The sequence below is a fragment of the Paenibacillus sp. FSL K6-2859 genome (assembly GCF_038008265.1).
Lineage (GTDB): Bacteria > Bacillota > Bacilli > Paenibacillales > Paenibacillaceae > Paenibacillus_AQ > Paenibacillus_AQ nitricinens.
The window spans coordinates 138,748-165,166 of sequence record NZ_JBBOYU010000002.1 but is presented as its reverse complement, the minus strand read 5'-3'; the positions used below and the strand labels follow the sequence as shown (position 1 = coordinate 165,166).

Below are 26,419 nucleotides of genomic sequence, written 5' to 3'. Positions count from 1 at the left end.
GATTACTGCTTGCTAACTAGTTAATCATTTTTTGGGGGCATTCCGCAAGGTACGGAAAATAGAGGTCAAGAACACATAACTACATTCAGTTCACCTTCTTTTCTTTCCAAATTACCTAAGAGATAAATTGCACAGAAGAAAAGCTAAAAAAAGAATCTGTGCTGAAGAAGACTTAGACGGTAGGCTACCAATATTTCCGGAGGAAGTCATTTCGTAACAGAACAATAATTCGCCAGGTGGTCGTGATATTCAGCTGAATGACGTTGATCATGTAGCCGTAATTGGTGTGTGTTTCATGGTGGAGGAGATATGTCCAAGGTTACCCTAACGGAAAACGTTAGCATTCCTGTAGAGCGTTAATTACGAGCTTTGCAAAAAGAAAAGCGCCTCGGTACGATGGGAGTACGCAACGGGTCATAGCCCTTAAAATCCCATCATCCAGGAGGACGCTCTACTATGAAGTTTAAAGCCCAGGACAAACAAAATCAACTCATTGAAAAAATTACCCCTCAGCATCTCGTCGTCGGAATCGACATCGCACAGCTAACTCACGTCGCTCGTGCGGTGAATTTCCGCGGGATCGTCGTTGGCAATCCACTATCTTTCTCAAATGACGAAGAAGGGTTTCAGATCCTTCTTCGCTGGATCCAATCGTTGCAATCAACCCATAACCTAGACTCCGCAATCATCGGTATGGAACCAACGGGGCATTACTGGATAAGCGTCTCCAAATGGCTATCTGAGAAGCAGTTTGAAGTTGTTCTTGTTAATCCTCATCTCGTGAAAAAGAACAAGGAAAACCGCGACAATACACCATCGAAGAGCGACAAAAAGGATGCTCTCGTCATCGCAGACATGGTGAAGAACGGCTATTACTCATTCATTCGCAACACACCTGAAGCCTTTGAAGAGCTTCGTGTCTTTCTCTCCAACCGAGACTCCGTCGTAACGAGACTCGTCAGTGCAAAGAACCAGATTCATCGTTGGGTTGACGTCGTGTTCCCCGAGCTGAGACAAGTATTTAAGAATCTGATGTGCAAAGGCTCATTGGCGACACTACGTCTTTTCCCGACGCCTGATGAACTGAGTAAGTTAACGCCTCAAGACGTGGTAAGGGGCTGGCAATCCATTATGCAACGGCAACCTGGGGACATGAAGGCTCAAGCCCTAATCGCTCTTGCTAGCCATTCTGTTGGCTCTAAGCAGGCAACGCATGCGTACAAGCTCCATTTAATGCAGCTTCTCGCAGAATATGATCTCGCTTGTGAGCAACTGCGAGTCGTGGAGGCAGAGATTATAGCAGTTTTAGACCGTATACCTTTTGCTAAGTCGATGCTTGCTGTAAAAGGGATTAATGCAATCTCACTAGCTGGTATTCTTGGAGAGGCTGGGGATTTAAGCGGCTTTGTTCATGGCAACGCTTTGCTGCGTCATGCTGGTCTCAACCTTGCGGAAGCAAGCTCGGGCAAATGGACCGGACAGATGAAGATTAGTAAACGCGGACGATCTCGCCTCCGACGTTTCATCTTCATGATGACCCTGAGCTTAACCGCGAATAATCCGGAATTCAAGGCGATGCATGCGTACAATGTTCAGGTAAAAAAGATGAAGAAAATGAGGTCACTAATGAAACTGTGTGGTAAACTAGCTCGCATTCTCGTGGGGATGGCTCGCAGCAGTGAAGCCTACAATCCACATAAAACGATGCCACTTCAGCTAGCAGCTTAAGCGATTTCTCACCGTTTCGTCGTACGAATTTTGGCTTATTCACGGGATTTCAAAAGAAAGCACGGAGTACCGGATATATTGAACCAAAGGGCACCGACCCGTAACGTTAGCATGACCGGCCTCCACCCCTTGGAAAGGCGTAACGAAGGAATGAGAGGGCAATGACCCGTTGAGACATGGGAGTGAAAACCTCCAAGGGCGGTGTGGAGAAGCGTGCAGTATATGGAAGGATATGGGGTTTTATCATCCCCCTCTATTTCCTCACGCCTTCATGTTGTCCTGGTCCTCAACCGGGTTGCTCTAACAATCTTTCGGTAAATCTGACAGGGGTGAAATCCTGCGAATAAGCGAGCATTCGTGAGAAAACTGAATCGTACTGAGGGAGTTCGATAAGACAGCGACGGTCTAGGACCTTATTTTCTCGTCCTTGGCTGTCGCTGTTTCAATTACTAGGTTCAGTCTAATTCTTTATTCTGCTATCAGCTGGAGTTGCTAAACGAAGGTACGCCAATTTCATTAAAATAAGAGTTTAATTTATTAAACATAAACATTTCCAACAAAATTACCGTCTTTTCCAAACTCGATAAAGATCCCGCACTATTTCCTTTCCAAGTTGTATAAGGGATAAGGGACGAAAGAAACACATAAGTATAAAAAATATGACATAATGAAGAATTTGCCAAGGTGACTTGTGTAAAAAATCCTGAGCATATAAATGATACAAACTCCGATTTGCAAACATCATTGCACCACCGACAATGACTCTCAATATTATTGACATTAGTGTACTGTCTATCATTCATTAATCCTCTCCTTTTTATGTCCAGATTTATTCATTTATAAATTTCTGGCAGCACTGTAAGCAGAAGCTCTTGTATATACCTCCTTAAATTAAATAAAAAAGCACCGATAGATTCTAAACCATGAACGTGATTGCTCATGGTTTAAGAATTTATCGGTGCTTCCGAATTATTTAGCATATTTGATTTTTGATTGGAAATTGCTTACTGCTTACTGCTTACTGCTTACTAACTAGTAAATCATTTTCTGGGGCATTCCGCAAGGTACGGAAAATAGAGGTCAAGAACACATAACTACATTCAGTTCACCTTCTTTTTCTTTCCAAATTACCTAAGAGATAATATACTAGATCTATTACGAAACACATTTATTTTCTCTGCAGAACTATAATTCATGCAGAGAAGGGGACTTCTGCATAGCAGAAATAAAATAGGGTTTAAATTATGGAGACAAAAAGGTATACGGGATACGTATATTCTTTTTTTTGTCTCCTTTTTTTATGCCCAAAAAAAGAGGAGGAATTAGGATGAGCCTTTTAACAGCTTGCTGTAAAAAAGAACAAACTTGGCGTCATACCAGCGAAAGTCCTTTAAATGATCACTTCGAAATAGCCTGCAAAGAACCTGTTTGCTCAAGCTGTGGTGAAGTACATCCTGCGATGATTCAAGTATGTGATTGCGGCGGGAATGAAGGAGTTTTACATGAGACGCGATTAGGTGAATGCTGTGGCCAATGTATTAGACTGTATCCCGAGGATTTAATCCTGTAGAAATGGGTGTATACATTACCCCTAAGCATTAATCAGAGAAATAAAAATTAGACTTGAGGTGGAATAATGCGAAGAATTGCTTTTATAACAGAATCTTCAACAAGACCAGATGAAGCTATGCCGGCTCACAAGTTCTTCCAAGGAACGCAAAGTCGATGGGTTAATTCAGTCATCAAGTACATGGAAATCCGTGACTTTCCTCATGAAGACATCTTCTTTTTGAGTCATTATGAGCAGCGAGTTATTGGCTATAAGGAATTAGTCGAGCCGTATCCTAAGCAAAAATATCATCCACGAAAAAATGAAGCGATTGAGTTAGCCCATAAGGTCATGAATCTGATTCTCCGTATGGAATCATTGCCTTTTGTAGAAATTCATGCAGGTCGAACCTTCTCAGATCCGCTTAAGCAACTCCTTGATGAGCATAACGTTTCTTATCGCATATATGGATCTGGAATACCGCTAGGAAGCAAGCCAAATTATTACGGTGATTTAATCGAGGAAGAGCTGAACAAGCGGAAACTCAAGGAAATTCAACGTGAGAAATGGCAGATCACTTCAATGATTCGATTACAGACTCCTCAAGAAGCCAGTGAGGTTATCACTAATTTTAGTAATAACGCCCATCTTTACGGCATCGAGCGGAATCTTGAAGAGCTAAAGGAACTACTCGGAAATTACAACCAGAAGCGGAAAGACGTTAAAAATGCTTTAGGAGAAATGGAGCTACTGCTCCATGAAGAAGATCAAAACGGTGAGCTTGCATCCTTTCTACAGGATAAAGGTTCACTTGCGGAACTGCATGCAGATTCCGAATTTGAGAGTATTAAAAACAAATATGGTAAGTGCCTAGCAAAATTTACATTGTGTCTGATCAAACAGAGCTATGTAGTGCAGAGTGAAGTTAAAATTAGTGCAGCACTACTCCGGACACAAATGCACTTATCAAATAAGGAATGGTGTTTCATATGAATGAAATGTTAAAGATGCGATTCCATAATCTCTAATATCAGGTGCGACGAAGGTACGGAATAAACCGTATTGAGGTTCATTGTAGCCCCCTTCAGCGAGCTCCCAATTGGGATATGTAGCACTTACGCAAATCGTTCGAGAATGCGTGAGAGGACAGATAGAGTCCTGCCTATTTCCATATCGACTAAATACGATATCGGAAACAGGAGAGATGGATATGGCGACAAATTATGTTGATGAAAATAGCGTAGGGAGTGTAATTCGGTGGTTTGGAGGAAAGCATTTTCTGTCTCGTGACCTGGTTCCTTTAATTCCTGAACACCACTGCTGGGCGGATGTTTTTGGAAGCGGAGGGCACATGACTGTGGCTAAAAGAAGAAGTAAGGTAGAGGTTTTTAATGATAAGGATCATGATCTAATCAATTTCCTTCTAACTCTTAGAGAGAGAAGGGATGAGTTGATAAGTTCATTATCTACTTTACCGACAAGCCGCTACCTTTTCGAAAAATGGCAACGTGAGGAGCTTCCAAAGGATCCTTTTGAACGAGCAGTAAGGTGGTACTATTTACTCCGAAACTGCATAATACCCGCAAACGGTATTAAAAGTGGATGGCGATCCGGAAAGATTAAGAACACCGCTAGTGATTTTCAAAACTCTTTGGCAAAACTCGAAGCTTTTGAAGAGCGGTTTAGTCGTGTAATGATTGAATGCCTTGACTATAAAAATATGATACAGCGATATGATTCTCCGGGTACTTTCCTATTTGTCGATCCTCCATATGTTCACCGTGAGCACTATTACAAATTCGCTTTTAATGAACATGTGGAACTTGCTACAATGCTTCATAATATTCAAGGCAAATGCATGGTCACGTATTATGGCGATCCGTTAATTCTAGATCTTTATAAGGATTGGCATTGTGAGACATTCGAAGCAAAGGTAGGCACAGTAGCCAAGGCTGAACTTGGACAAACCCGAAGAATAGAGAAAGAATATGTTTTTATGAATTATAAACCTGAAACCAAGGGTCAATTGTCATTTGATTTCCCTGTAGTTAATGACATTTGAAAGAAAGTAATTAAAGGAAGGATCTCCGCTACTATTGTGGAATAATAATGGAAGGGGAGGGAAATATTTCATGGACCAATCTGACATAATGAGAAACTATCATAGCTATATTGATGAAATAAAAGGAACTTTCGATCCAATCATAAAAAAGATGAGAGAACAGAAAAACGAAAAATGGGTAAGCATTGCTTGGAAAGGCCCCATTAAGCAAGTGTTAGGATATTTTAAACACGCTAAAATAGTTTCAGCGATAAAATGGAGCTCACTACCTCTTTTAGGACAAGCAATAGTCATTTTAACAGGTTGGTATAAGCATTTACCATTATGGTCTATTATTCTGGGTAGTGTAGTCTTGTTATTTGTTATCTATTACTTTTTTTATGTAAAACGATACATAGACAAGATGGCAACCCTAGGATCGCCTGAATTCCACGTTGAAGCTTTGAAGGCCAGACGTCCTGCGGAATATGCTGTTTGGAGTACTTTCATTCAAAAGGATCACTTCACTTTTAATGGTCTATACGATGCTTTCAATACATTACTCGTCCCTATTAAAGACGGCAGTATTGAGTCTGTACTGCAATATTCTATAGGTAGGGAGGAAGTATTGGAGGAAACCATCCAGGAGTTAAGAGATCGAATAGAAGAGTTAGAAAGATCAGTAGATGGGCTTGCTGAAGATATAGATAATTCAGAAAATAGTATTTCCTATTTGGTTAATTTACTTAAAGCAGTCAACACCAACATATATCGATTAACCAATGGCATTCTTGATTTTGATGATCTAAGATTTGTCTCTCCATTTACTATTTATGCCGTAAAGGAAAATAAACTAACAAAGATACACGACGTAGGCACTTCTGGAGGAAGTGTGAGTGAGATAGATTTATCTGTCACTCAGGAATTTGAATATGCTGCTGTGTCTGCAGCGAAAGAAAAATCTAACGATTCATTTATTAGCTACCCATATCCAGGAAGAGTTGTCGTCGCTTTCTCAATGAAAATGCTGAATAATGAACGTTGGGTGTGGTGCTTCCACTTTGATGAGTCAGACAAACGCGCCTTGTCTCTAGTAATTTCCAATGATATAATAGAGTCAAGACAAATTAGAAGACTTATTCATGCTTTTTGTTTGATACTACACAAAAACATGATCTCAAAAAAGGAGGCTACCCAAGATGCTGCTGCAGAACAAGCCAATTAAGGTAGAGGATAAATCTCAGGAAGAAATTTTGAACCAACGGCGTCAGCTGCGTAACGAAATGTTAAAGCAACTTGGTGAAAGAGTAGCCGTTACGGAAGAGAAAGCTGAGAAGGTATTGCTTAGAGCATAACTATAAGAGAAACCCTCGGGAATTCCCGGGGGTTTTTTTGTGCATAGGTTTATTACTATGAAACTTGTGAAGACTACATACTATGAATCTCTAATAGAAGGGAAGTAATAGTATGAATAAAAAAGGAAAGCTTATTACATTCCAAAAAAAAGCAACCAAAATTGTTGATCGCACGCAAGCTGAAATCATGAAAGAGAGAAAAGAAAAAAGAAATGAACTATTAAACAATCTGAAAAAAACAAAAAATAAGTTAGACCTCTAACAACTGATTAAGACCAAAATAAGATATAGATTGATATTATAGCTCATTAATAGTATGGAAGTTCTCTAGATTCGTTGCATGTAATAGTGTATAAATATTGGATAACCCTATAATAATTTGGTTAATAAAACAAATGAAACAAAATAAGGGAGAAAAACGTCTATTATTTAAATGAATCTATTATGGGAGGTTTTATTATGATGAAAAAAATGACGATTTCCTTATTTGCCTCAGCTTTACTTGTGCTTCCAGCAATACCGGTGCTTAGCTTTGCGGCGGATACATCCAAACCCACGACCATAAACAACGGTCAGATTAACAACGGTCGAGTTCTCATTCCGTTACGAGCTGTTTCAGTAAATTTAGGTGCGAGTGTGGAATGGTTTCAAGCGGAGAAAGAAGTAAAGATTAAAAATGGCGACTCGACCATCTGGCTTGCTGCAAATTTCAAACGCGCAATTATTGTATCACCGCCGACTACAGATAATCCGGATATTCCGCACCAGGAATATATTGATTTGGATACTGCCACGCAGGTCATTAAAGGAACAACCTATGTTCCGCTACGTTTTGTCGGTCAATCGCTAGGTGCGAACGTCTTATGGAACCAACAGACTAAGCAGGCGACACTGACATTGGGCGGTATGGGACTCGTTGTCAACATGGAGCAACCGTCTGTTCAAATCCCTGATAAACAGAAAATTATGGATCCACGGTTAAAACTACTTTCCGATAAATTAAATCAAGCAGCTGATGTCTCTTCAATTAAAAATATTAGTTCCTACTTCAAACCGTACTTTACGGATAAATTAATTAAGTCTATCGTTCAAAATAAAGGCTTGAATACAGCTAGTAGCTATGAAGCGCCTGCCTCGTTGCCAGTATACATTAACAAGACTTCTGCCACACTTTCTCAATCGGTTATATTGGCAAATGGTTTAACAGGAGAAGATCAATATGCCGAGGATCGTACGATCAATCTCGTATTTACGAATGGTGTATGGAAGGTCGATAGCGTCAGCAAGGGGTCGAGGGTACTAATCTCAGGGTTCTCAGATTTTCAACCGCAATAATTATTCATAGGCTCCTGATATTTGTTTTGTTTATTATTACAAAGTCTGAAAAGCAATAAGTGCCGGGGTAGATGCTGCTCCCGCAGTTGATAAAGTAATTATACGAGTGATTAAGGCTCCAGGTGCGACCGTTACCGTAGCCACCTCAATTCCTTCTTGATTACTTCCTGGAGTATCCAAGTAGGATTTAAGCGCAGGGATTTTGTATGTCACACCCTCACCGCTCCACTTAACTGCACCTGCATAATATTTAGTACCGCGAGCACCAACATAAATCTTAACTTTCTTTTCAGAGCCAGTATCATTACTAAGAGTGACAGTAAGTTTGTATTTGACTCCATAATGTCCTTTATCACTGTCTGCTGGTCCCTGAGATGCTGGAGCGCCAGAAATTTTATACGAATTACTTGCTGTCATTAGGTTATCTAGATTGCCGTTACTAGCGTTGTAATATGCCCATCCGCTTCCAGCTTTATAACTAACTGAGCTCGCAATATCGGCGAAGCCCCATGAACCGCGGGGATGCGTGGAATTATTTGCCGGATTGGTGTAGTAATTAACAACCGTCGTTTGGTTTTGACGTAGATTAGCACTTACGCTATTTGCTGCTACGGTACGTACTCTGTAATTCATGGCAACGTTAGCAACGGTGTTACTGATGGAAAATTCAATGACACCACCTACAATCTCCCCGTTTCCTACCGTCCATTCTTTTACAACACCTATTTGACCCGCTGCTACGGAAGAATCAGTTGGTGTAATACTATCCATTGTCCCTCCTACCAAAGCAGCAGCAGCACAGATTCCAAGCGACGAAATCTGACCAATAGGAACTACCTGAATAGCGTTATTCAAGTTATGAATTGAGTAGGAAGAAGCACCAGCATTCCCCAGCGTGATCCCTACTTTAATTGAAGCACCTGTGTTATTATAATGCCACAAGAAAGCTCTGTAACGTACAGTGGAGTTACCAGTAGAAGTATCGCTCCACAGTGTAGCAAAGCCGTTCGTAAATGTGGTGGTAGTGGAGTTGATCGTCTCTGGATTGTCCGAAATAAGAAAACGAGTCCCTACAGCTGATTGCGAGCCTGTTAAACCAACGGGAGCCGGTGTTCCAGCTGGTTTTGGGAAATTGACGATAGTTTTTGGTGTTTGATTACAAGTCATATAAATCCCTCTTTTCATCATTTTTCAGCTTGTTGGGATATTCTCTACTAGTGTGTATCCCTCACAACGAGTAGAACGTTACACAAACTGTACTGCAAGGATGGACGTTAGGAGAATTTGTCCCCCTCACTTGTATAGGCAATATAAGAGTACGAATCACACTCGATAGAGTTTTTCTTGCGAACGAGTAGGGTAAAAAGGTAAAGCATAACTATACGAAAAACCCTCAGGAATGCCCGAGGGTTTTTCTATGCGTAGGTTTAATACTATTAAACTTAAGAAGACCATGATTAAAGGCACAAAGATTTTATAAGAAATACGTGCCGATCAAATATCGGCACGTATAGAATGCTTATCATTTCATATGACATCCTAAGATCAGTCTTTTTTATATAATGTTTCGGGTTTCATACACATTGATGTCCATCGGTGGGAATAGATTTAATAGAGTTTTCTCCTCAAAGAGATAAATATTTTGCCATGTACCACCATTTACACTTGCGTATACTTCAAAGGAGGGATACCCATCATGTAATCCTTCGATTGAGATCAAACCACTTTTATGAATAGAAACAAAAAGATGATAATTTACAGCAGGCGCTCCGGGAATTAGAGGATCAGCTGCATCCCCATCACATACAAATCTGTAGAAATCAGAATTCCCACCCAAAAGATAAGAAGTGTCTACACTTGCAGTAATGCCATTTGGATCTGCTTGTCCAGTACTATCAACATAATTACCCGTCGAAATATTGGTGCTACGTTCAGTTGTAATACCCGTATTTCGGTAGGCAGTATAAGTACCACCCGTATTTGTAAAAGTAGCATTGATTTGTTGAGCTGTTCGATAGGATGCTGAAACATCCTTATTGAATTTACGATCATCTCCCTTAAACTCACTTCTATATCCAATTGGAGCTGGAAATGGTGAGGTAACCCAGTCCTTAGATATAAATGATACAATTCTAACTGAAAGTGTAATTGCCATAATAATTCCTCCTAAAGTTCATTGATAGATCAACTATAAGAATGAGAATAATTCAATCCATTCCCTAACCATAACTAAATGTTCTCTTATAGTTGGCCTTCTACTATGGAGGTAAAAATAAAGCTAATATTACAACTATTACAACTAATTTTAAAAACTTGTTTTTTGAAATAACATAAAGTGTAATATAGTTATAAATATTACTATTTAATGGAGGTAAGTGATGAAAAAGACGACTTTTATAACTGCCATATTGTTATTACTTGTAAGTCTGACAGCTTGCGGATCTAAAAATCGTCACCCTAATGTATTTCTTATACCTGAAGACTATAATGGGTGGGTACAAATTATCTACAATCAAAAAGGATTTGAAAATATCAAAAATCTTGAAGGAAAGAATATTTATCAAATTCCTGAATCAGGAATATTAAAAACCTCTACAGAAGATGCAGAATATGGAGTAGCTTCTGACGAGTACTATTTTCTAAGTGAACAAGGAGAAAGAAAAAAAATAGATACGGATAAAATGATTCACGGACATAATCTTGGGAGTGGAGAATCCGGTAATAAAGAATTGCCTACTGTACAATCTTTTTTTGTTGGAACACAGGATGAACTTAAAAATACGCCTAATCCAGGATATCCTGAGGATCAACTAAACTAAGAAGTGTTATGCTCAAATTGTTCCAAATACTCCAAATGTACATCTTGAGTTTCTACAGTCAAAAGGAAATAAATATGAGGGGACAAGAATATCCAGATCCCACTTAATTAATTAGGAGTAGAAACGATGATTAAAATTAAACAAGTTGGTAAGAAAGCAGTTCATCTAATTTTAAATATTGATGGAGCGAGATTATTACTGTCGAGAATGAACTTGTCGGGAGATATAACTGTCAGGTTAGATGAATCATCATTAAAAATAACAAAGGGGACAGTAATTGACTTAAAAATAATTATTAATGATGAGGATGATAGAATATCATTTCTGGGTACTCCCTTCGTATTAGAATTGGACAGTGATACCTTAGAGTATTTTAGAAAAGACTAGAGGATTGTTTAAATGGAGGAGACTTTAGTCCAGCTGAATTGTGTGAGGCTAGTTTTGGTAGTTTGGTAATCTCTATTGTATGCTATTTTAATTAAATAACTTCTCTCTGTAACCTTGATTGGCTTAGTGCCTTTAAAGGTTTTTTTATAGGGACTCCCCCGTTTTGAATGAACACCTCAGTAAAGGAAGGCTACTAAGCTAGAATGTGAAGGTTTAGCTTGCAGCTGTTTGGCATATTATTGATAGAATCATGGGAGACGATAGATGGCATAGTGACCCCTTAAATAACAAAACCTTGATTGGCTTTATGCCTTTCAAGGTTTTGTTGATGGGAGCAGCATTTCCAGCAGAACTTACTTTCTCGAAATCAGTAAAAGCAAACTATGTTTTAGTCTATATTTCCATTGGCCTCTGACACTTCATTACGAAGTATACATTCCAAAAATTCAAGAACGATTTGAGAAACAGCGTCTTCTTGTGGTAAATGAATGAACTTGCTTAATTTTACAATATCTTCTTTATAGAGTTGAATGAGTTGTAGCATTGCATCTGGATCCTTTTTCTTAGCTGCACGAACTAACTCTAAGAACTCACCATCTGGGATAATTTCTGTATCATCTTTCTTTTCCATTTATTCACCGCCTGTTGGCTGATTTTTAGTTCGTTTGCAACTTCAGATTCGGTCAAATCTTGAATATAAAGTTTATATATAATTACCTTTCCCTGCGGGGGCAAGGTATTCATAAGCTGTTGGATCAACATTTTATCTTCAGAAGAAGATGTAAAACTGGAGCTAGAATAATCACTGTCGTAAAGTGAGCTTTCACGGTTCCTGATTTTTTTTGCTTGATATTGTAATCTCCATCCAATTCGATATATTTCTGTTTTATAACGTTCGTAGACAGTAGGCTGCATTTCCATAATAGAATCTCTCCTTTTATGACTGTTATACCTATAGGGAAAAAACAGGATGTTTTTAACAACCAAAATAGGAACATTTGTTCTTATTATACCATTTTTTTGAATGGGATGGTTGTGAATTCGAGTCATTACTTTCCTTATTAGATAGAAGCGTAAAAGGAGGGAGGGGTTGAAATGGAGGTAACTGATATAATTTCACTGGTCACGAATGTTGGATTTCCAGTAACATTATGTTTTATTCTGGTTCGCTACGTATTGCAAAATATGGGGGAGAAAATAGACAAGTTAGATAGCTCATTAAACCAACTTACACTAGCAATCCAATCCATTAAACAACAAGACAAAGAAAAATAAAGATTCAGTCTGAAGTTGTTCCTGTCAAAGTTGAAGCTTTATAAAACTTAAGAAATATAATCACTTTCATGATTAATTTACTGGATATAAACCTTCATAATTAAAAAGGGCACCCCCGATAGCCGAATCTTGAACAGTAACCCATAAGATACTCACTTTTTTCAAGTGTTTATCTTATGGGTTACTGTTCATACATGGTTTCTGATGCACCCTTTTGTAGACTAAAAATGTCCATTAACTTGAAAATGGATGAATACCCAGGTTTGTATCATTAATTCCAAAATAATGATAAAATTAAATATGGATCAAATTCATCAGAAAGGGGGTCTTATTGTTGATCAGCAAAAAAGACCGATTTTCTTTGATTGTTCTATTTATTTCAATTTTACTTATAAACATATTTGGTGATTTTTTAAATTCACAAATATGGTCACATTTTTGGTTGTTTATGAACTGTATCTTGGCTCAAGCTCTCTTTCTTCAGTGTTCAAATATCTCAACGAAAAAACGTTTCTTAAACTTTACATTAACTCTCTTAGCACTTTTAACTGGTTTAATCACGTTTTTTGTAATTCTATATTCATCAATGGGCCTGTTCAATCAAATTTTCTTTTCTATTATACAGATTGCGGTCACTTATGCTGAAGTAATCCAGCTTAAAATAAGTTTGAGAAACCAGGATGAGGGAGGATCTAAGTAAGAGGGTTATTAACTTTACACCATTCAAACCCTTTATATCTTGTCAGATATCCTACTCTATGTTTAATCCCCACCCATTTCCTACATTCACTGCCAAAATACACATATTAAACCTAAGAAATATCTTTAATCTTGAGGTAAAGAAAAGCGTCGTGCAGCTAACTGCACGACGCTTTTTACTTTTAATTAATATCCTACAGCTTCATAGGAAGTAGTTGTATAGTAGGTCCAGTAGCTGTTAGTAGGATTAACTACTAACTTTTCCCAAGTAGTAACGGTAACCTTGATTCTTCCGAATGTTCCTGAATTATCAACCAAGGTATGCAGAATTTCAGATAGTCTGTTTTCCTCAGTGTAATTAGCAATCTGTTCAACCAATTTCACAGCACTCACAACAACTACTGCTAAAGATAATAGCCCAGCAACTTGCGGCGGAAGTTTAGCTGCAAGAATTTGTTTAATACGACCATAGCCAAAGGTCGCAATAGCCCAGCCAAGCCCAGTTACGCTTTGACCCACGCTACTTTCAATCATGGCATTAATTTGATCTTTGGTAAAATAAATGCTTTCTGTTGAACGGACAAACGGACCGGGTGCAGCACTGGTTACTACGGATTGTTGTTGATCTGACATTGTAAATCCTCCTTTAGTTTTAATGAGGGCACTAAGGGAATCAGAGAGCATAAGATATTCCCAATCTCACTTACTCTGTTATTGCCTCTCATTATAAAGGGTAAAATTGGCTTATTTAAAACAACTAATTATTCTTATTTTTTCAAAAAAAATTATAGCGACATTCATATGGTAAATAAATGAAGTACGTAATATCTCTGTGGTCCACGGAAAAGAAGAACGGACAAAAGAATAAGCTTAGACTTCCCAGATGATAGAGATAACGATATAATTGTTCCAATACGATTTCATTAATTTTCCCTTGCGATCTTTTTATTTTGCAGGGAAGGAGTATGCTGCAACTGCAGCTCATACATAAGGTTCAAATCATGGAGACCATAGAGATATACAAGTTAATGTATATCTTTTTTGCGTCTCCTTTTTTTGTGCTCAAAATAGGAGGGATAAAATTATTGTCAAAACCCAAGCCCGTTCCTGTCCATGTGAACAGTACAGGAAAAAAGAAATACAAGATGCAGGAACTGATTCATAGCTCTGCAGGGTATGTTTTCATTCCTTTGAATGGAAGGTTAAAAACAGACTTATTTAACAAGGGATATGTAGATGGTAGAAAATTATCAGTGGCACTAGAGCAATCCTATGAGGACTGCTCTGGAGTAACGGAGGTTCTTGCCTTCTCGTCAACTGAGTTTTCTCACAAAATTAACAACCGGAAGCTGATAGGCAACATACCGCTAAACCACACATTTCTTCTTTTCTGTCGTGAAGTAGAGCGATTCACCAAATCGGTTTGCCAGGATTGCGAATATTACGGTACTCCTGATTGCTTTCGTAATGAATTTCGATGTGCGGAAGATGATCGTGATAAATACCGTGAGGATTCCTGGTTTTCTCTGCAGAGAGAAGCTAAAAAGGAACGAAAACGTCTTGCATTTCCCTAAAAGGGTTGAGGGATACGCTACGCCCCTGCCACAGTAAGTAAACTTGGGCGTTACCGGCTCTTTAATGTACCTCATAAAACCGTCTCAAGCGAAGGGGGAGGGCTTAAGGAACCCCTTCTTGCAAGTGAGGAGATAATAGCCCAGCATTTCTCATATCGGTTGTCCTCTCGTAGCTGTGAGCTTCACAGCGAATTGAGGGCTAACAAATGCAATGTTCTAGAAAACCGACAATTACTTCGTTTTTCTCTGGAATGGGTGGACTTGATTTAGGATTTAAAGAATTGTTCGACATTCAATGGGCGAATGAATTCAATCCACACGCTGCACACTGTTACGAAGAAAACATTGGTAGGCATATCCGAGTAGAAGATATTACAAAGGTGCCACTGATCAGTATTCCGAAGTCCAACGGATTTATTGGAGGACCCAGTTGCATCGATTTCAGCTCTGCTGGAGTCAATCGTGGAATTGAAGGGGATCACGGAAAATTAGCAATAGTTTATCAAGAAATAATCCGGAGAATGATGCCCGATTTTTTTCTATTTGAAAATGTAGAGGGCTTACTGACAAGACACTCCCAATCCTTTTACCATCTAATCGATAATTATAAGGGCATGGGATTTAACGTTACCTGGGCGCTCTTAAATGCTGCGCATTTCGGTGTAGCGCAAGAGAGAAACCGCGTGTTTATCGCTGGTATTAGAAGGGATTTGGGGTTCCATTTTAGTTTTCCAACTCCTTCATACGTGAAGAGAACTGTTCGACAAGCGATTGGTGATCTGCCTACTGCAGAAACTATAGGGGCTAGAGAACGAGTTCTAGGGATTACCCCCAACCATACGGCCACATGGGAAAGTCCGACACCTGAGCGGTTATTTGACGTAATTCAGCATCCACGAAATCAGCACCGCGGAATGCGAAGACTAGAATGGGATAAGCCAAGCCCAACGATTACGGCACATATTGCTAAAGACGGAAGGGAGTTTTTGCACCCTTCTGAAAATCGCCGTATCACAGTACGTGAAGCGCTGCGGTTATCCGGATTTCCGGACAGTTTTACACTCCCTGCAGACGTTCCACTTTCTGCACAGTATCGATGTGTTGGTAACTGTGTTGCTTTTCCAGTTGCTTCAGCACTCGCGAAAGCAATGTACCAGCAAATCCAGTTTGGGAGTATTCAGGAAACAGGCTAATAGATTTCTCTATACGAACATCCCCACTGCACGGGGTTAAATCAACTCTTCCCGTGCAGATAGGGGGAGTTCTAATGGAGGCTATAAAAATGATTACCAGTAAATATATGTTTATTAAGAACTTACAGGAAGGGACTTATATTATCCCGATAGAGAATATCTCCTATTCAGAGATGGAAATAGGCATCATGTACATTGTAAAAATCAATGAGAGTGATATAGGTAAATGCATACTCAAAAAAATGGATAACGGACATCTCACCTGCATTTTGTTTTTTTTAGATGAACATGGCGAAGTGTCTGAAAAATCCGAGCTACAATCGTTAACCTTTCGAATAGAAATATTTGAAGAGTTAAGAAGAATGCATTCCCATTATCCAGAAATAAACGATTTGATTAAGCATCTACGTAAATATCCTAATATTGAGCAATACGACCTGGATATGATGGCCAATCAAATTTCCATTGGGATTTATAATGCCGTATTCTGCAACTGCCTTCGAGACCATGACCAAAAACATGGTACATCGCTTAGTACATATGTATTCACTGATCCCGCTCCTACAAATATTAAGAATAATTCTTATGAAAGGCTTCTGCGCTTTGTAACGGAAGAGATTCGGTCAAAACAGGTAACGTTGATCTGGGCACTCCGTAAATTCGAACTTGTAAATGGCCACACCATTCTACAAGTTTTGTTTGAAGCAGATAAAACCTTTGAACAGTTTATGAGCGATGCCTTATCAGGGATATCACGTTTAAATTGTTCAACATTACTGCCGCTACTTATCGACAAAGCGTAAAGGGGAGACTTGATTCATATGAAAACGCAGGTTGAGATACAAGTAATCGATATAGTAAAGATTTTGGATGACGGTCCAGAAAACGGTCGTTTTGCAAAAGTTCTACGAATTGGGGTAGATCCAAAAGGAAAGGCCATCTATACGCTCAAGGTCAATCATTATTGGAATTCGTCAGATAATATATTGAAACATGGTCCATGGAAGGGTCAAATGTGGATCGCCATCGTTCTAAGTAGGGAAGAAATCCAGCTTAGAAAGTCGGCGGTATACAAAACGTATACACCTCAACTAAGAAACGTGGTTTGATTTTTTTCAACCTTATATCTCTTACCCTCTGCACAGGGATCAACTCATCCTCCTGTGCAGAAAGGGAGGATTTTAAGGAGAAAAGATACCATGTCTAAGCCACAAGATAAAAAACACCTATATCGGGTCGATCGCTTTTCAGTTGAGCAGCTCACTCGTTTACCCCATGAAATAGCTGGATATGCACAAGCGATTGGAGGGCTACCACAGCATCATTCCGAAGTGTTTGAGAAGAGAGGATGGCTATTGCCATTTTTATTCGCCTACGATGACCTTCTATGGGGCAGATGGAGATACTGGACAGATATTTTGGAAAAAGGAACAATTGAAGGTAGTGGTCCGATCCCTCAAATAGAGTGGAAAGATACATCCTCCCATCAAGCAGAGGCAACTAAAAAGATGTTTGCTAAGTGTCTTCAGCATTATGACTCTAATATCGATACTTTTGCAGATTGGCTACTGTGGGGGATGGCAGGAAGCATAGAAGCACCGCGGATCTCAGAAAGCTTAAACGAACATTATTACAAGGAGTTTGATTTATTCCTGGTTCTCGATAATCCCACTGATTATTTATCCCATGTTCTCTGTGATGAGACGGGCAAAGGATATAAATCAGGTCTCGGATATTATCCAACACCGTTTAATATAACTCGGATGATGGTTGAGATATGCCACGGCGATAGCGACCCAGAACATATGAAAAGGCAGTCAGTACTAGATTCATGTGTAGGCTGCGGTGCAACATTGCTACCGGCTTCTAATTATTTTTTACGGGGCTACGGTCAGGATATATCGGGGATTGCCGTGAAACTATGTACCATTCAGTTTTACTTTTATGCCCCTTGGTATGCTCGACCAGGAAATGTTGAGGGTTATGATCTTATTAGTCAACCTATTCAACTAGTGTTAGCGGAGCCAGGACGAAAGATTTCTGAAGGTCAGCTTGCTTTTTCATTTTAAGAGTTAGCTGGGTAAATAAGATTATTTTAACCTATTTTTTAAAAAAACAATAATTAAAACTGCTGAAGATAAACATACATCTCTAGAGATATGAACTTTATAAATAAAGACTTTCAAAAAGGAGAAATAAAAACATATGGAGAAACAAAATGACACGCCTTCTTGGTCCAGTGTTACCAAAATAACTGAGTCTTTTCTTAATCAACACAACGTCCCATATACCATCGTGGAGAACGAAGACTTTCTTACGCCGCTTTTTCTGATAGAAGTGACTGGAACACCTAACAAACCAGAGTATCGGGTTGTTGACGTGCTCTATCGCTTGGAAGATATTCCACTGCTCTATACTGAAGCACAAGCGCAAGATTTGGAGGACCAGACTTGGAAAGAAGTATAAATTCATATATATGGGAATCAATTTCATAAATCTAACCCCTGGTAGTAACAAGGTTTTTAGGCATAGAAAAAGGAGTACCTCCCCAAATCTCGAATAGGTAAGCGACAAAACCAACCAAATGAGATGAGACGAGGTGAACTCCCTATGCCATATATTCGACACGAGAGCCTGTTTTCCCTGCAAGATTTATATAACTTGGATCGCGAAAAACGCTTTGACCTTATCTTTGCAACGATAGATCTTACTCCTGTCTTGCGAATCGTCAACAAAAAGTCGCGTTTAGGTGCACCTGTTGAGACTAATTATTCAGCCATGGTCTACTCACTTATCGCAAGAATTATTGAGCGAATTCCCACCATTAAAGATTTATTGAAGCGACTTCGTGAAGATATTTTGTTTCGTCTGGATTGCGGGTTCTCTTTGGCAGAATCTATTCCTTCAGCATCCACTTATTCTCGGCTGATTCAAAAACTTAGTCAAAGTGAAGCTCTGGAAGAGGTTAGCCAAAACGTGATCAAACTTGCTTTTGAAGAAGGTTTTATACCTGACGACACGGTAGCCATTGATGCAACACATATCGAAGCACGTGATCGCGCGCCGAAAAAACAAGAACAAGAGAAAGAACCGACTGTTCCGAAGAAGCGCGGGCGTAAGCTCAAGCAAGAGCGAGAAGCTTGGCTGCTGCAAAAACAACAGGAAGAAGAACAGAAATCGATTTACGAAAAGAAAATTGCAGACCAACTCGCTGTGCCCTACGAAACCTTACGACAACAGATGCCGATCGCACCTGAATGGGGTGTGAAATGCAATAGTGAAGGTAAGAACTTGAATTGGTATGGTTATAAAGGCCACCTCGCAGTGGCAACACAAAGCCAATATATTCTTGGCGCGCTGCTTTCATCTGGAAGCATGAATGATGGAAAGGCTGCCATTCCCCTGTTAAAAGGGCTTCAGGCACAGCTCCCAACCTTTAGGTTTAGCTACGTAACGATGGATGCAGGATACGATTACGAACCGATTTACGAGGAAGTTCGCAAGTCGAAGGCTCATGCCATTACTGCTTACAACCGTAGGCGTGAACCTGAAATGGAAGGCTTTGATGAGCATTTCGCGCCCACATGTGTGCGTGAACATTCTTACCGCTACGACAGTTACGATCCAAAGTATGAAACGCTTAAATATGTAAGGCCGAAGGAGTGCGAAAGCTGTCCTTTAGCTCATGACTCCCTGTGCCAAAAAGTGTATAAAGTAAAAGTAACAACAGATCTGAGAAAATACGTAGCACCCGCTCGAGGCAGCGTTTCATGGAAGCAAATTGCAAAGCGAAGATCCGCAGTCGAACGAGTAAATGCATACCTGAAAGAGTTCTTCCAATTAAACAACGTAAGACACCGTTCAGGTCAGAAAGCGAGGCTGCATTTTACCCTCGCAACATTAGTTTACAACAGTATGAAGCTAGTCGTGGATCGTGTGAACAAACAACAAAGACAACAAGCAGCATAAAATTTAAAATGGTATTCGATTGCATTGGAGTAGTCTGCAATTTTTTAAGCCAATGCATTATGAAATTGATTCATGGAATTAAAAATGTTAGCATAATCTGGTTCTCTCGATAAGATCCATATATCCATAATGTGTAGAAACAGAATAATAATTCAAAACTGGAGAGGAGGAAGTCCCTTATTGTGGTGGGGGCTTCCCTCATCATGGTTTATGGACGTCCATATGAATAAAGCTAACCTGTTGTTACAAAAAGTTTATACAGTGAGTAAAAAACATAATTCACCACGATTATTTCTACAAAATTTTGTTTGTGAAACTGCAGGACTAGAGCACGGTATGGATTTATTTGTCCGCATCGATGAGAATGAGAAAATGATTGTCATTCAGAATCGAGTCTTTGAGGAATCTGACAATATTCATGAAGTCAGTGTATCATCAAGGGTTAATCGTATCAGTGGGGAACCACGGCCACTTGTTGATACGTGTGGATCCAAATATTCATCCATTCTTTGTATCCAGGATAAAATAGAAGTCAGTGTATATAAGCATGGGGATTTTCCTCAAATCATTGTTCGTCCCTTAAGATTTCGTCTATTTGAGAGTGACACCTTTGAATCCCCTTCAGACGAGCGTATTCGCCTTCTGTCTTTGTGCGCGGGAGCAGGAATAGGAACATCAATGTTTGTAGATTCTGGCTACTACACAGCAGTACAGGAGATCGAGCTAGAAGAGGATAGCGCGGAGGTTATTAAACATAATTTCCCGTACTCCTTTTTGTTTCAAGGAGATCTGAAGGATTGTCACACCGTTGCAAAGGCTGATGTAGCGTTCGTATCGCTAGATTGCTCCTCACATAGCAGTATAGGTCCTGGTGATCAGGGATATTTTAATAATCTTATATTAGGTACGTACAAGATATTAGAGGCAGCAGAACCGAGGGTTGTTTTCTTTGAGAACGTACCGGGTTTTTATGAATCACCTAGTTTTAATGATTTAAAAGAACTCTTAACTCCGAAATATCCGTATTTCATCGGTCCTACACAAATTAACAGTTATGATTTTGGTAGCATCGCTCTACGAAAACGGACGTACTCCCTATTTCTTCAGGATCAGGAGGACTTCGAACAATTCAGAGAGCCAAAGGCACCAATATTCCGGCGTCATAAGCTATCTCATTATTTAGATCCAGCTGGTACGCAGCACATTTGGAAGTCAGTTGACGCCTGGTTTGAAAGCTTTTCTAAAAAAGTAGAAAAGAACAACTCATGGGCGGAGCGTAATACTAATAAAACATTTGTAGGTGCAGATGACATAGAGTTACAATGCATCCCAAGACGATACCGATCTCATAGTGCAAGTAACTCTTATGTACTTAATGAAGCGGGAGATCAGTGGAGGTTCTTAACCATATCTGAACTTCGTAAGATTTTCAGTATTCCTTCTTGGTTTAAGTTTCCCAAACATGTTCCCGAATATCGAATCTATGAAATGATTGGTCAGAGTGTGTGTGGACGCGTCATAAGCGCTTACGCAAACGAGATCTGTGCGATGTTTTTCAGACGGCATGCCGGCTTGAAAAAGCAGAAGAAAGAGTATGGAATGGCAAGAGATCAAGATGGGCAGTTTAGCTTTGCTTTTTGATCAAGATAAATATATTTTATTATTAATTGCAGGCATCCCTATTTTCTGGGATGCCTGTTTTATATTAAAAAACTTTAGTGTTTTTAGTTGTATGCGTGCTGACGGCCGATGTTCCGCGCATCGGATTGCTTCTGGTGAAACCGGCTGTGACAACGGGAAGAGCAGCTTAGTTTGCCAAACGCAACACCGGCGTCGCCGGCGGTCAGCTACGCTTGTCATGCAGTATCCAACCCAGGTGCTGGATTCCGTGTTTATTGAGTGAGTCATTGTTAATATTGTTTGAACTTCACCTTATACTAATTGTGTCTTACGGCTTCCGTGACGCTTGCATTTGGAATTTAAACGCTTTTGCCTACCTGTATAACCATATCTTAATCGAGTTGTTGAATGAATTCGTTTCTTTTTCTGTTTAATACCGTAAAGATCTACTGGGAGTCTATTCTCTAGATCACAACTTATTGGGGCGCTGGTTCTGGAACTAGCGGTAATGGAGGTATAAAGGATCCTCCTGAAGTTGATGGTAAGGATTTAGGGAAGATTGTAGGCGGTGGAGGTAATAAAGGAAAATAAATGCACCACTTAGCATCCGCTCGTCGGTCGCCTAGAACACAAAAATAGCACAAGCAGCAGGGATAGCTCCCTGATCGCTTGCGCTATTTATAGTTATGAAATTAAGTAAAATACAATATGTATACATATTGTATGCTAATATACATGCGAATACACGTATAAAATAGGAATATTAGCACTATGGAGTTGATATGAAATAATTCTGTTTGTTTAAATACTACTCACGGTGGGTTGCATTTGATAAAAGAAAGACTTTCACTCAGTTGTCAAAAGAAAATAAAGTTCTAGACTGACAAGGGCATTAAACTAACTGGCAGGTTAGTTACAAATAGAGGAAATAACCTAAGCCTAAAGAATATTTACTTAGTTATATTGTTCAAGAACAAGATTGGATGGTGGTATTTATATGAAAGTGGTCATTGGAGCAGGACAGACAAAGTATGATGGTTGGCTCAGTACGCAGGTAGATGAGTTGAATTTACTATCTTTAGAAAGTTGGAACAAATTATCTGAACCAGAGAGTATTGATGCGCTCTTGGCTGAACACGTGTGGGAACATTTAACCTATGAGGAAGGGATTATGGCTGCGAAGCATTGTTATAAATTTTTAAAACCTGGTGGGTACATTCGTTGTGCCGTTCCTGATAAAAACTTCAGTAACGATTGGTATCAACAGATGGTTCAAGTCGGTGGTCCAGGACCAGCGGATCATCCTGCAGCAACTCATAAAATAGTTTATAATGCTAAAACTTTCGTATCAGTATTTGAAATGGCAGGGTTTGAAGTAACGCTGTTAGAGTATTGTGACGAGAACGGAGATTTTCATTATACATACTGGAATGAAGTGGATGGGAGAATAGGAAGATCTTTTCGGTTTGATTCAAGGAATTCTATCGAGGAACTTAAGATGGTTTCGATTATTGTGGATGCCAAAAAGCCATTTATAATTAAGAATAAAAACTGATCATTTACCGCCTAAGCTAGAGTCGGGATAGGATAGTGCAATAAAGGCACGCAAGTATTCGAGTCAGAACGATCAGCTGCCTTTATTCAACTAACGGGCAGTTTTGTGTGGTAAAGGTGAACTGAAACTATTATCGAATAATTGTAATGAAATCTTATTTATTGAGGTGAACCATGTTTGAGTTGAGCAGGAACGAATTTACTAAGGTATTACCGATGTTTTCGAAAATCCAAAACAAAGCAGTCTTTGCCTTTTCTGTTATTGAACAGACGCAAAAAGGAAAGATATTTATAAACAGAAAAATAGATCCCACTGCTGCATTTCTTACTAGCTGCGGTGGGTTTTATTGCTTAGTTGGTACTGCTTCAGATCATAGCTTTAATGACGCGGTAGCGAACTTTCTAAATCATAAAGACAACCACATTGGCTTTTATGCATTGGCGATGTTCACAGACGAATGGGAAAGGGCTTTCCAGAAATATCGATTAGTACATGCAAATAAAATAAAACGCACTTATTTCCATTTTAATGATCGAAGGTTTTTTGAAATTAGCAAAGACATACATATAAAGATCGATGAAGGATTGCATTATGAGATTCTAAACGAAGATATCTCGAATAGATATCGGGAGGATTTCTATACTTACTATAAGCTGGTGTGGGATTCCAATAAGCACTTTAATGAGCGAGGCCTTGGACATTTCATTACAAAAGAGAATAAAATCATCAGCGTATGTTCATCCCCTTACGTTGGCGGAGGTTTTGCTGAGATTGATATGATTACAATCGAGGAACATCAATGGAAAGGGCTTGCGACTAAAGTTGGGATCGGGTTTATCAAGGACTGTCGTAGTAAAAATTTAATACCAAACTGGAGTTGTCATTCAGATAATCCAATATCGATATCTCTTGCAAACAAACTTGGTTTTGATCCAATAGCTGAGCATCCGATGTATTGGTACAACGTGTAATGCTGTTAAGCTAACGGGGAACGATAGCTCAATAATTTCACGAATACTCTACATATAGAGTTATTTAAGAAGTTCGTTAATAATCCGTTATATGAAATCACAATAATACCAAATTGGATGGTGAAAAGATTTGAAAGAAAGAATTATATTATCTCAGGCAACTTTAGACGATGTAGAATTCATTGTTGATAAAAAAACTTGCACTTCCTTATGGCACTTCGAAGATTCTATTTCATCCGATAAGGAAGCAGTTAGGAAGAATGTAGTAGAAAAAATTAATAGTGATTGGTATAAACAATACATAATAAAGCTTGATGATTCAAATAAAACACCTATAGGAGAACTACATATTCATTGGTATGTAAAAGAGCGTGAAAGTTGGGAAATTGGTTATTGTATCTTTCCTGAATATCGAGGGCATGGATATTCTGTAGAAGCTGCAAAAATAGCGTTGAAGTATGCTTTTGAAGATTGGAATGCGCATAAAGTGGTTGCTATGTGCAATGAATTCAATATCGCTTCATACAAGGTGTTGGAAAGGACAGGAATGGTCAGAGAAGGGATATTTAGAGAAGAACTATCCTGGCAAGGTAAATGGGTAAATCAATTCTTTTACAGTATACTGGACAGTGATTATCGAGAAATGAATCTGTAAGGGCGGATGTGTTTGAAAAGTGATTTTACACTAGTTTTTTGAAGGAAGCTTCTTAGCTGCCGCTTTCCGAGCGTTGAAGCATATCATATTAAGCTAACGGGAACGTTAGTTGAATAGCGGTTGCTTCGGCAGCCGTTTTTTATTTGTTCAACTAACTGGCAGTATAGCTTGGTGGCAGACAGATGCTTCGCAGAAATATTGGAATAGTAAGGAACGGTTTTAAATGAATTCAACCTTCCATTTAATGGGGTATTATTGCATGATAATTAGAGTAATAAAAGTTTAATGGGAAGTGTGGGAAGATAAATGGAGTTACTCATAGATAAGATGAATTCCGACAATTCATGTAAAGCATTATAAAGGAAAAACTAGAAAAGAAAGAGTGATAAATTTTGTCAATATTTACTTTGAAATCAGCAATGGAATTTGCTTCAAAGAATGATATAGAAACATGGGTCCATCTTTTTTTGAATAACGAAGGTGACAATGTAGTAATGTCAAATGATCTAAAGCTGAAAAAAAGATACTGGCTAGGACCAATAGAAATTGAAACAAGTTTTCTCGACAGGGTGGTAGGACCTGAACCTGATTTGGAATATGTGGAAGATGAAAAATGGTGGAACCATAACATCAATCAAATAAGCGATCGATTAAATGATGGATGGGACATGCCACCTTTAATTGCTGAGAACAGAAATGGATCTTTAAGTGTTAGAGATGGGAATCATCGATTAGGTGCGTTACAAAAATTAAATATAGATAAATGCTATTTGATAATTTGGGATGACAATGGGGAGGACAACATTTTACATGCTCTCAAATTAATAGGAAAAACATAATTGTTGTAAGTACCTCAGGGATGATTACGCTAACGGAGAACGTTGGTTCAATAAACCAACAGTAGTCTAGGACTTTTTTTTTCCAGTGATATATACATAATGTTCCAAATCATTTATATTAAGGTTATAGGGTTTGGAAGTAATGGCATTGCAATTTGGAAGAACCTCGCCGGCATTGGCGAGGTTCTTCTATTAATGGGGGTTGCTGGTTGACAAAAATGATAATTTTGTTGGTTATTCTTGTTATCATTACTGCTGTTTTTGTATTCAAAGTTTTATCAAGAAAGAAGAGTTACCCTCCCCAAAGTATAGTAATTGATCCACTTAAGATTACGATCCAGGACATAGACCGAATGGAAGACGGAACTGGCTTTGTAGAATATCTGTATCGTTTATTTTTGGCCATGGGTTATAGTGATGCATATAAAACGAGAGGAGGCAGAGATTTTGGATCTGACTTAGTGTTTACAGATGGGAAGGGGTATCGAAATGTCGTTCAGGCAAAGAGTTATTTCTATCCAGTAGGGTTAGGAGCTGTTCAAGAGGTCTATAGTTCCATGAGATATTATAGGGCAAAGAAGTCCATGGTAATATCCTCAAATCAATATACCTCTGCGTGTGAAGAACTTGCTAGTTATAACGCCGTAAGATTACATAGTAGAAGTGACCTTATAGAAATTATAAACTTTTTCAATTCAGGACAGATTGATAAAGCAAAGGATATCCTTGAGTCAGAGCCCAGGATTATACTGGAGTCATGGGATAATTACTTGAATAGCAATAAAGTAATTAAGAAGGACTTTAAAGCAGAAAAACAATTGGTTCGAAGAAATAGATAGTTCGGAGAACAAGGAG

29 protein-coding genes are annotated in these 26,419 nt (G+C 38.9%); 24 read left to right on the top strand and 5 right to left on the bottom strand.

The window, feature by feature from the left end:
• Nucleotides 1-456 precede the first annotated feature (456 nt).
• The 7 genes from MHB64_RS31410 (at nt 457) to MHB64_RS31380 (ending at nt 8,008) form a co-directional block, all read left to right on the top strand.
• Nucleotides 457-1,728: an IS110 family transposase gene (locus MHB64_RS31410; protein WP_341136259.1), complete on the top strand. Its 1,272-nt coding sequence runs from the start codon at nt 457-459 to the stop codon at nt 1,726-1,728.
• 1,636 nt (nt 1,729-3,364) lie between these two features.
• Complete coding sequence (locus MHB64_RS31405; RefSeq protein ID WP_341136258.1) at nt 3,365-4,270, top strand: hypothetical protein; 906 nt, start codon at nt 3,365-3,367, stop codon at nt 4,268-4,270.
• A gap of 211 nt (nt 4,271-4,481) precedes the next feature.
• Complete coding sequence (locus MHB64_RS31400) at nt 4,482-5,339, top strand: DNA adenine methylase (protein ID WP_341136257.1); 858 nt, start codon at nt 4,482-4,484, stop codon at nt 5,337-5,339.
• A gap of 70 nt (nt 5,340-5,409) precedes the next feature.
• Nucleotides 5,410-6,543, top strand: a complete 1,134-nt coding sequence (locus MHB64_RS31395; protein WP_341136256.1) for a hypothetical protein — start codon at nt 5,410-5,412, stop codon at nt 6,541-6,543.
• Entirely contained in the window at nt 6,518-6,673 is a 156-nt protein-coding gene (locus MHB64_RS31390; protein WP_341136255.1) for a hypothetical protein, read from the top strand. The genes MHB64_RS31395 and MHB64_RS31390 overlap by 26 nt, the downstream gene beginning before the upstream one ends.
• Nucleotides 6,674-6,785: 112 nt before the next feature.
• On the top strand, nt 6,786-6,935 hold the full coding sequence (locus tag MHB64_RS31385; protein WP_341136254.1) for a hypothetical protein: 150 nt from the start codon (nt 6,786-6,788) through the stop codon (nt 6,933-6,935).
• Between the two features lie 197 nt (nt 6,936-7,132).
• Nucleotides 7,133-8,008: a stalk domain-containing protein gene (locus MHB64_RS31380; protein ID WP_341136253.1), complete on the top strand. Its 876-nt coding sequence runs from the start codon at nt 7,133-7,135 to the stop codon at nt 8,006-8,008.
• Nucleotides 8,009-8,044: 36 nt separating this feature from the next.
• Here the strand turns inward: MHB64_RS31380 and MHB64_RS31375 are convergent, their stop codons facing one another.
• The gene (locus MHB64_RS31375) at nt 8,045-9,175 is read right to left on the bottom strand and encodes a hypothetical protein (RefSeq protein ID WP_341136252.1); all 1,131 of its coding nucleotides are present in this window, start codon (nt 9,173-9,175) and stop codon (nt 8,045-8,047) included.
• A gap of 388 nt (nt 9,176-9,563) precedes the next feature.
• Nucleotides 9,564-10,163 (bottom strand): DUF3238 domain-containing protein, encoded by a 600-nt coding sequence (locus MHB64_RS31370; protein ID WP_341136251.1) that lies wholly within the window; start codon nt 10,161-10,163, stop codon nt 9,564-9,566.
• Between the two features lie 223 nt (nt 10,164-10,386).
• On the opposite strand from MHB64_RS31370, the gene MHB64_RS31365 reads away from it, so the two are divergent.
• Nucleotides 10,387-10,827, top strand: a complete 441-nt coding sequence (locus MHB64_RS31365; protein ID WP_341136250.1) for a DUF6843 domain-containing protein — start codon at nt 10,387-10,389, stop codon at nt 10,825-10,827.
• A gap of 126 nt (nt 10,828-10,953) precedes the next feature.
• Complete coding sequence (locus MHB64_RS31360) at nt 10,954-11,214, top strand: hypothetical protein (RefSeq protein ID WP_341136249.1); 261 nt, start codon at nt 10,954-10,956, stop codon at nt 11,212-11,214.
• A 388-nt stretch (nt 11,215-11,602) separates the two neighbouring features.
• Here the strand turns inward: MHB64_RS31360 and MHB64_RS31355 are convergent, their stop codons facing one another.
• Entirely contained in the window at nt 11,603-11,845 is a 243-nt protein-coding gene (locus MHB64_RS31355) for a helix-turn-helix domain-containing protein (protein WP_341136248.1), read from the bottom strand.
• Nucleotides 11,797-12,264, bottom strand: a complete 468-nt coding sequence (locus tag MHB64_RS31350; protein ID WP_341136247.1) for a sigma-70 family RNA polymerase sigma factor — start codon at nt 12,262-12,264, stop codon at nt 11,797-11,799. The genes MHB64_RS31355 and MHB64_RS31350 overlap by 49 nt, the downstream gene beginning before the upstream one ends.
• A gap of 45 nt (nt 12,265-12,309) precedes the next feature.
• Between MHB64_RS31350 and MHB64_RS31345 the strand changes: the two genes are divergently transcribed.
• Entirely contained in the window at nt 12,310-12,489 is a 180-nt protein-coding gene (locus MHB64_RS31345; RefSeq protein WP_076179592.1) for a hypothetical protein, read from the top strand.
• An 885-nt stretch (nt 12,490-13,374) separates the two neighbouring features.
• Here the strand turns inward: MHB64_RS31345 and MHB64_RS31340 are convergent.
• Nucleotides 13,375-13,821 carry a hypothetical protein gene (locus MHB64_RS31340; protein WP_341136246.1) on the bottom strand — a complete coding sequence of 149 codons (447 nt, stop codon included), beginning with the start codon at nt 13,819-13,821 and terminating at the stop codon, nt 13,375-13,377.
• Between the two features lie 452 nt (nt 13,822-14,273).
• Here MHB64_RS31340 and MHB64_RS31335 point away from each other — a divergent pair, with 452 nt between their 5' ends.
• The 14 genes from MHB64_RS31335 (at nt 14,274) to MHB64_RS31270 (ending at nt 26,403) form a co-directional block, all read left to right on the top strand.
• The gene (locus MHB64_RS31335; protein WP_341136245.1) at nt 14,274-14,762 is read left to right on the top strand and encodes a hypothetical protein; all 489 of its coding nucleotides are present in this window, start codon (nt 14,274-14,276) and stop codon (nt 14,760-14,762) included.
• A 206-nt stretch (nt 14,763-14,968) separates the two neighbouring features.
• A complete protein-coding gene (locus MHB64_RS31330) occupies nt 14,969-15,955 on the top strand; it encodes a DNA cytosine methyltransferase (protein WP_341136244.1) in 987 nt (328 codons plus the stop codon).
• A 74-nt stretch (nt 15,956-16,029) separates the two neighbouring features.
• The gene (locus tag MHB64_RS31325) at nt 16,030-16,758 is read left to right on the top strand and encodes a hypothetical protein (RefSeq protein ID WP_341136243.1); all 729 of its coding nucleotides are present in this window, start codon (nt 16,030-16,032) and stop codon (nt 16,756-16,758) included.
• An 18-nt stretch (nt 16,759-16,776) separates the two neighbouring features.
• A complete protein-coding gene (locus MHB64_RS31320; RefSeq protein WP_341136242.1) occupies nt 16,777-17,064 on the top strand; it encodes a hypothetical protein in 288 nt (95 codons plus the stop codon).
• Between the two features lie 90 nt (nt 17,065-17,154).
• A complete protein-coding gene (locus tag MHB64_RS31315) occupies nt 17,155-18,024 on the top strand; it encodes an SAM-dependent DNA methyltransferase (protein WP_341136241.1) in 870 nt (289 codons plus the stop codon).
• 136 nt (nt 18,025-18,160) lie between these two features.
• Nucleotides 18,161-18,421, top strand: a complete 261-nt coding sequence (locus MHB64_RS31310; protein WP_341136240.1) for a hypothetical protein — start codon at nt 18,161-18,163, stop codon at nt 18,419-18,421.
• A gap of 144 nt (nt 18,422-18,565) precedes the next feature.
• Complete coding sequence (locus MHB64_RS31305; RefSeq protein WP_076117529.1) at nt 18,566-19,924, top strand: IS5/IS1182 family transposase; 1,359 nt, start codon at nt 18,566-18,568, stop codon at nt 19,922-19,924.
• 222 nt (nt 19,925-20,146) lie between these two features.
• Nucleotides 20,147-21,565 (top strand): DNA cytosine methyltransferase, encoded by a 1,419-nt coding sequence (locus MHB64_RS31300; RefSeq protein WP_341136239.1) that lies wholly within the window; start codon nt 20,147-20,149, stop codon nt 21,563-21,565.
• Nucleotides 21,519-21,827, top strand: a complete 309-nt coding sequence (locus MHB64_RS31295; protein ID WP_341136238.1) for a hypothetical protein — start codon at nt 21,519-21,521, stop codon at nt 21,825-21,827. The genes MHB64_RS31300 and MHB64_RS31295 overlap by 47 nt, the downstream gene beginning before the upstream one ends.
• Before the next feature lie 714 nt (nt 21,828-22,541).
• On the top strand, nt 22,542-23,099 hold the full coding sequence (locus MHB64_RS31290) for a class I SAM-dependent methyltransferase (protein WP_076300645.1): 558 nt from the start codon (nt 22,542-22,544) through the stop codon (nt 23,097-23,099).
• A 173-nt stretch (nt 23,100-23,272) separates the two neighbouring features.
• A complete protein-coding gene (locus MHB64_RS31285; RefSeq protein ID WP_341136237.1) occupies nt 23,273-24,070 on the top strand; it encodes a GNAT family N-acetyltransferase in 798 nt (265 codons plus the stop codon).
• Nucleotides 24,071-24,200: 130 nt separating this feature from the next.
• Nucleotides 24,201-24,725, top strand: a complete 525-nt coding sequence (locus MHB64_RS31280) for a GNAT family N-acetyltransferase (RefSeq protein ID WP_341136236.1) — start codon at nt 24,201-24,203, stop codon at nt 24,723-24,725.
• Between the two features lie 407 nt (nt 24,726-25,132).
• Nucleotides 25,133-25,564 carry a hypothetical protein gene (locus MHB64_RS31275; RefSeq protein WP_341136235.1) on the top strand — a complete coding sequence of 144 codons (432 nt, stop codon included), beginning with the start codon at nt 25,133-25,135 and terminating at the stop codon, nt 25,562-25,564.
• A gap of 218 nt (nt 25,565-25,782) precedes the next feature.
• Entirely contained in the window at nt 25,783-26,403 is a 621-nt protein-coding gene (locus tag MHB64_RS31270) for a restriction endonuclease (protein ID WP_341136369.1), read from the top strand.
• Nucleotides 26,404-26,419: the final 16 nt, after the last annotated feature.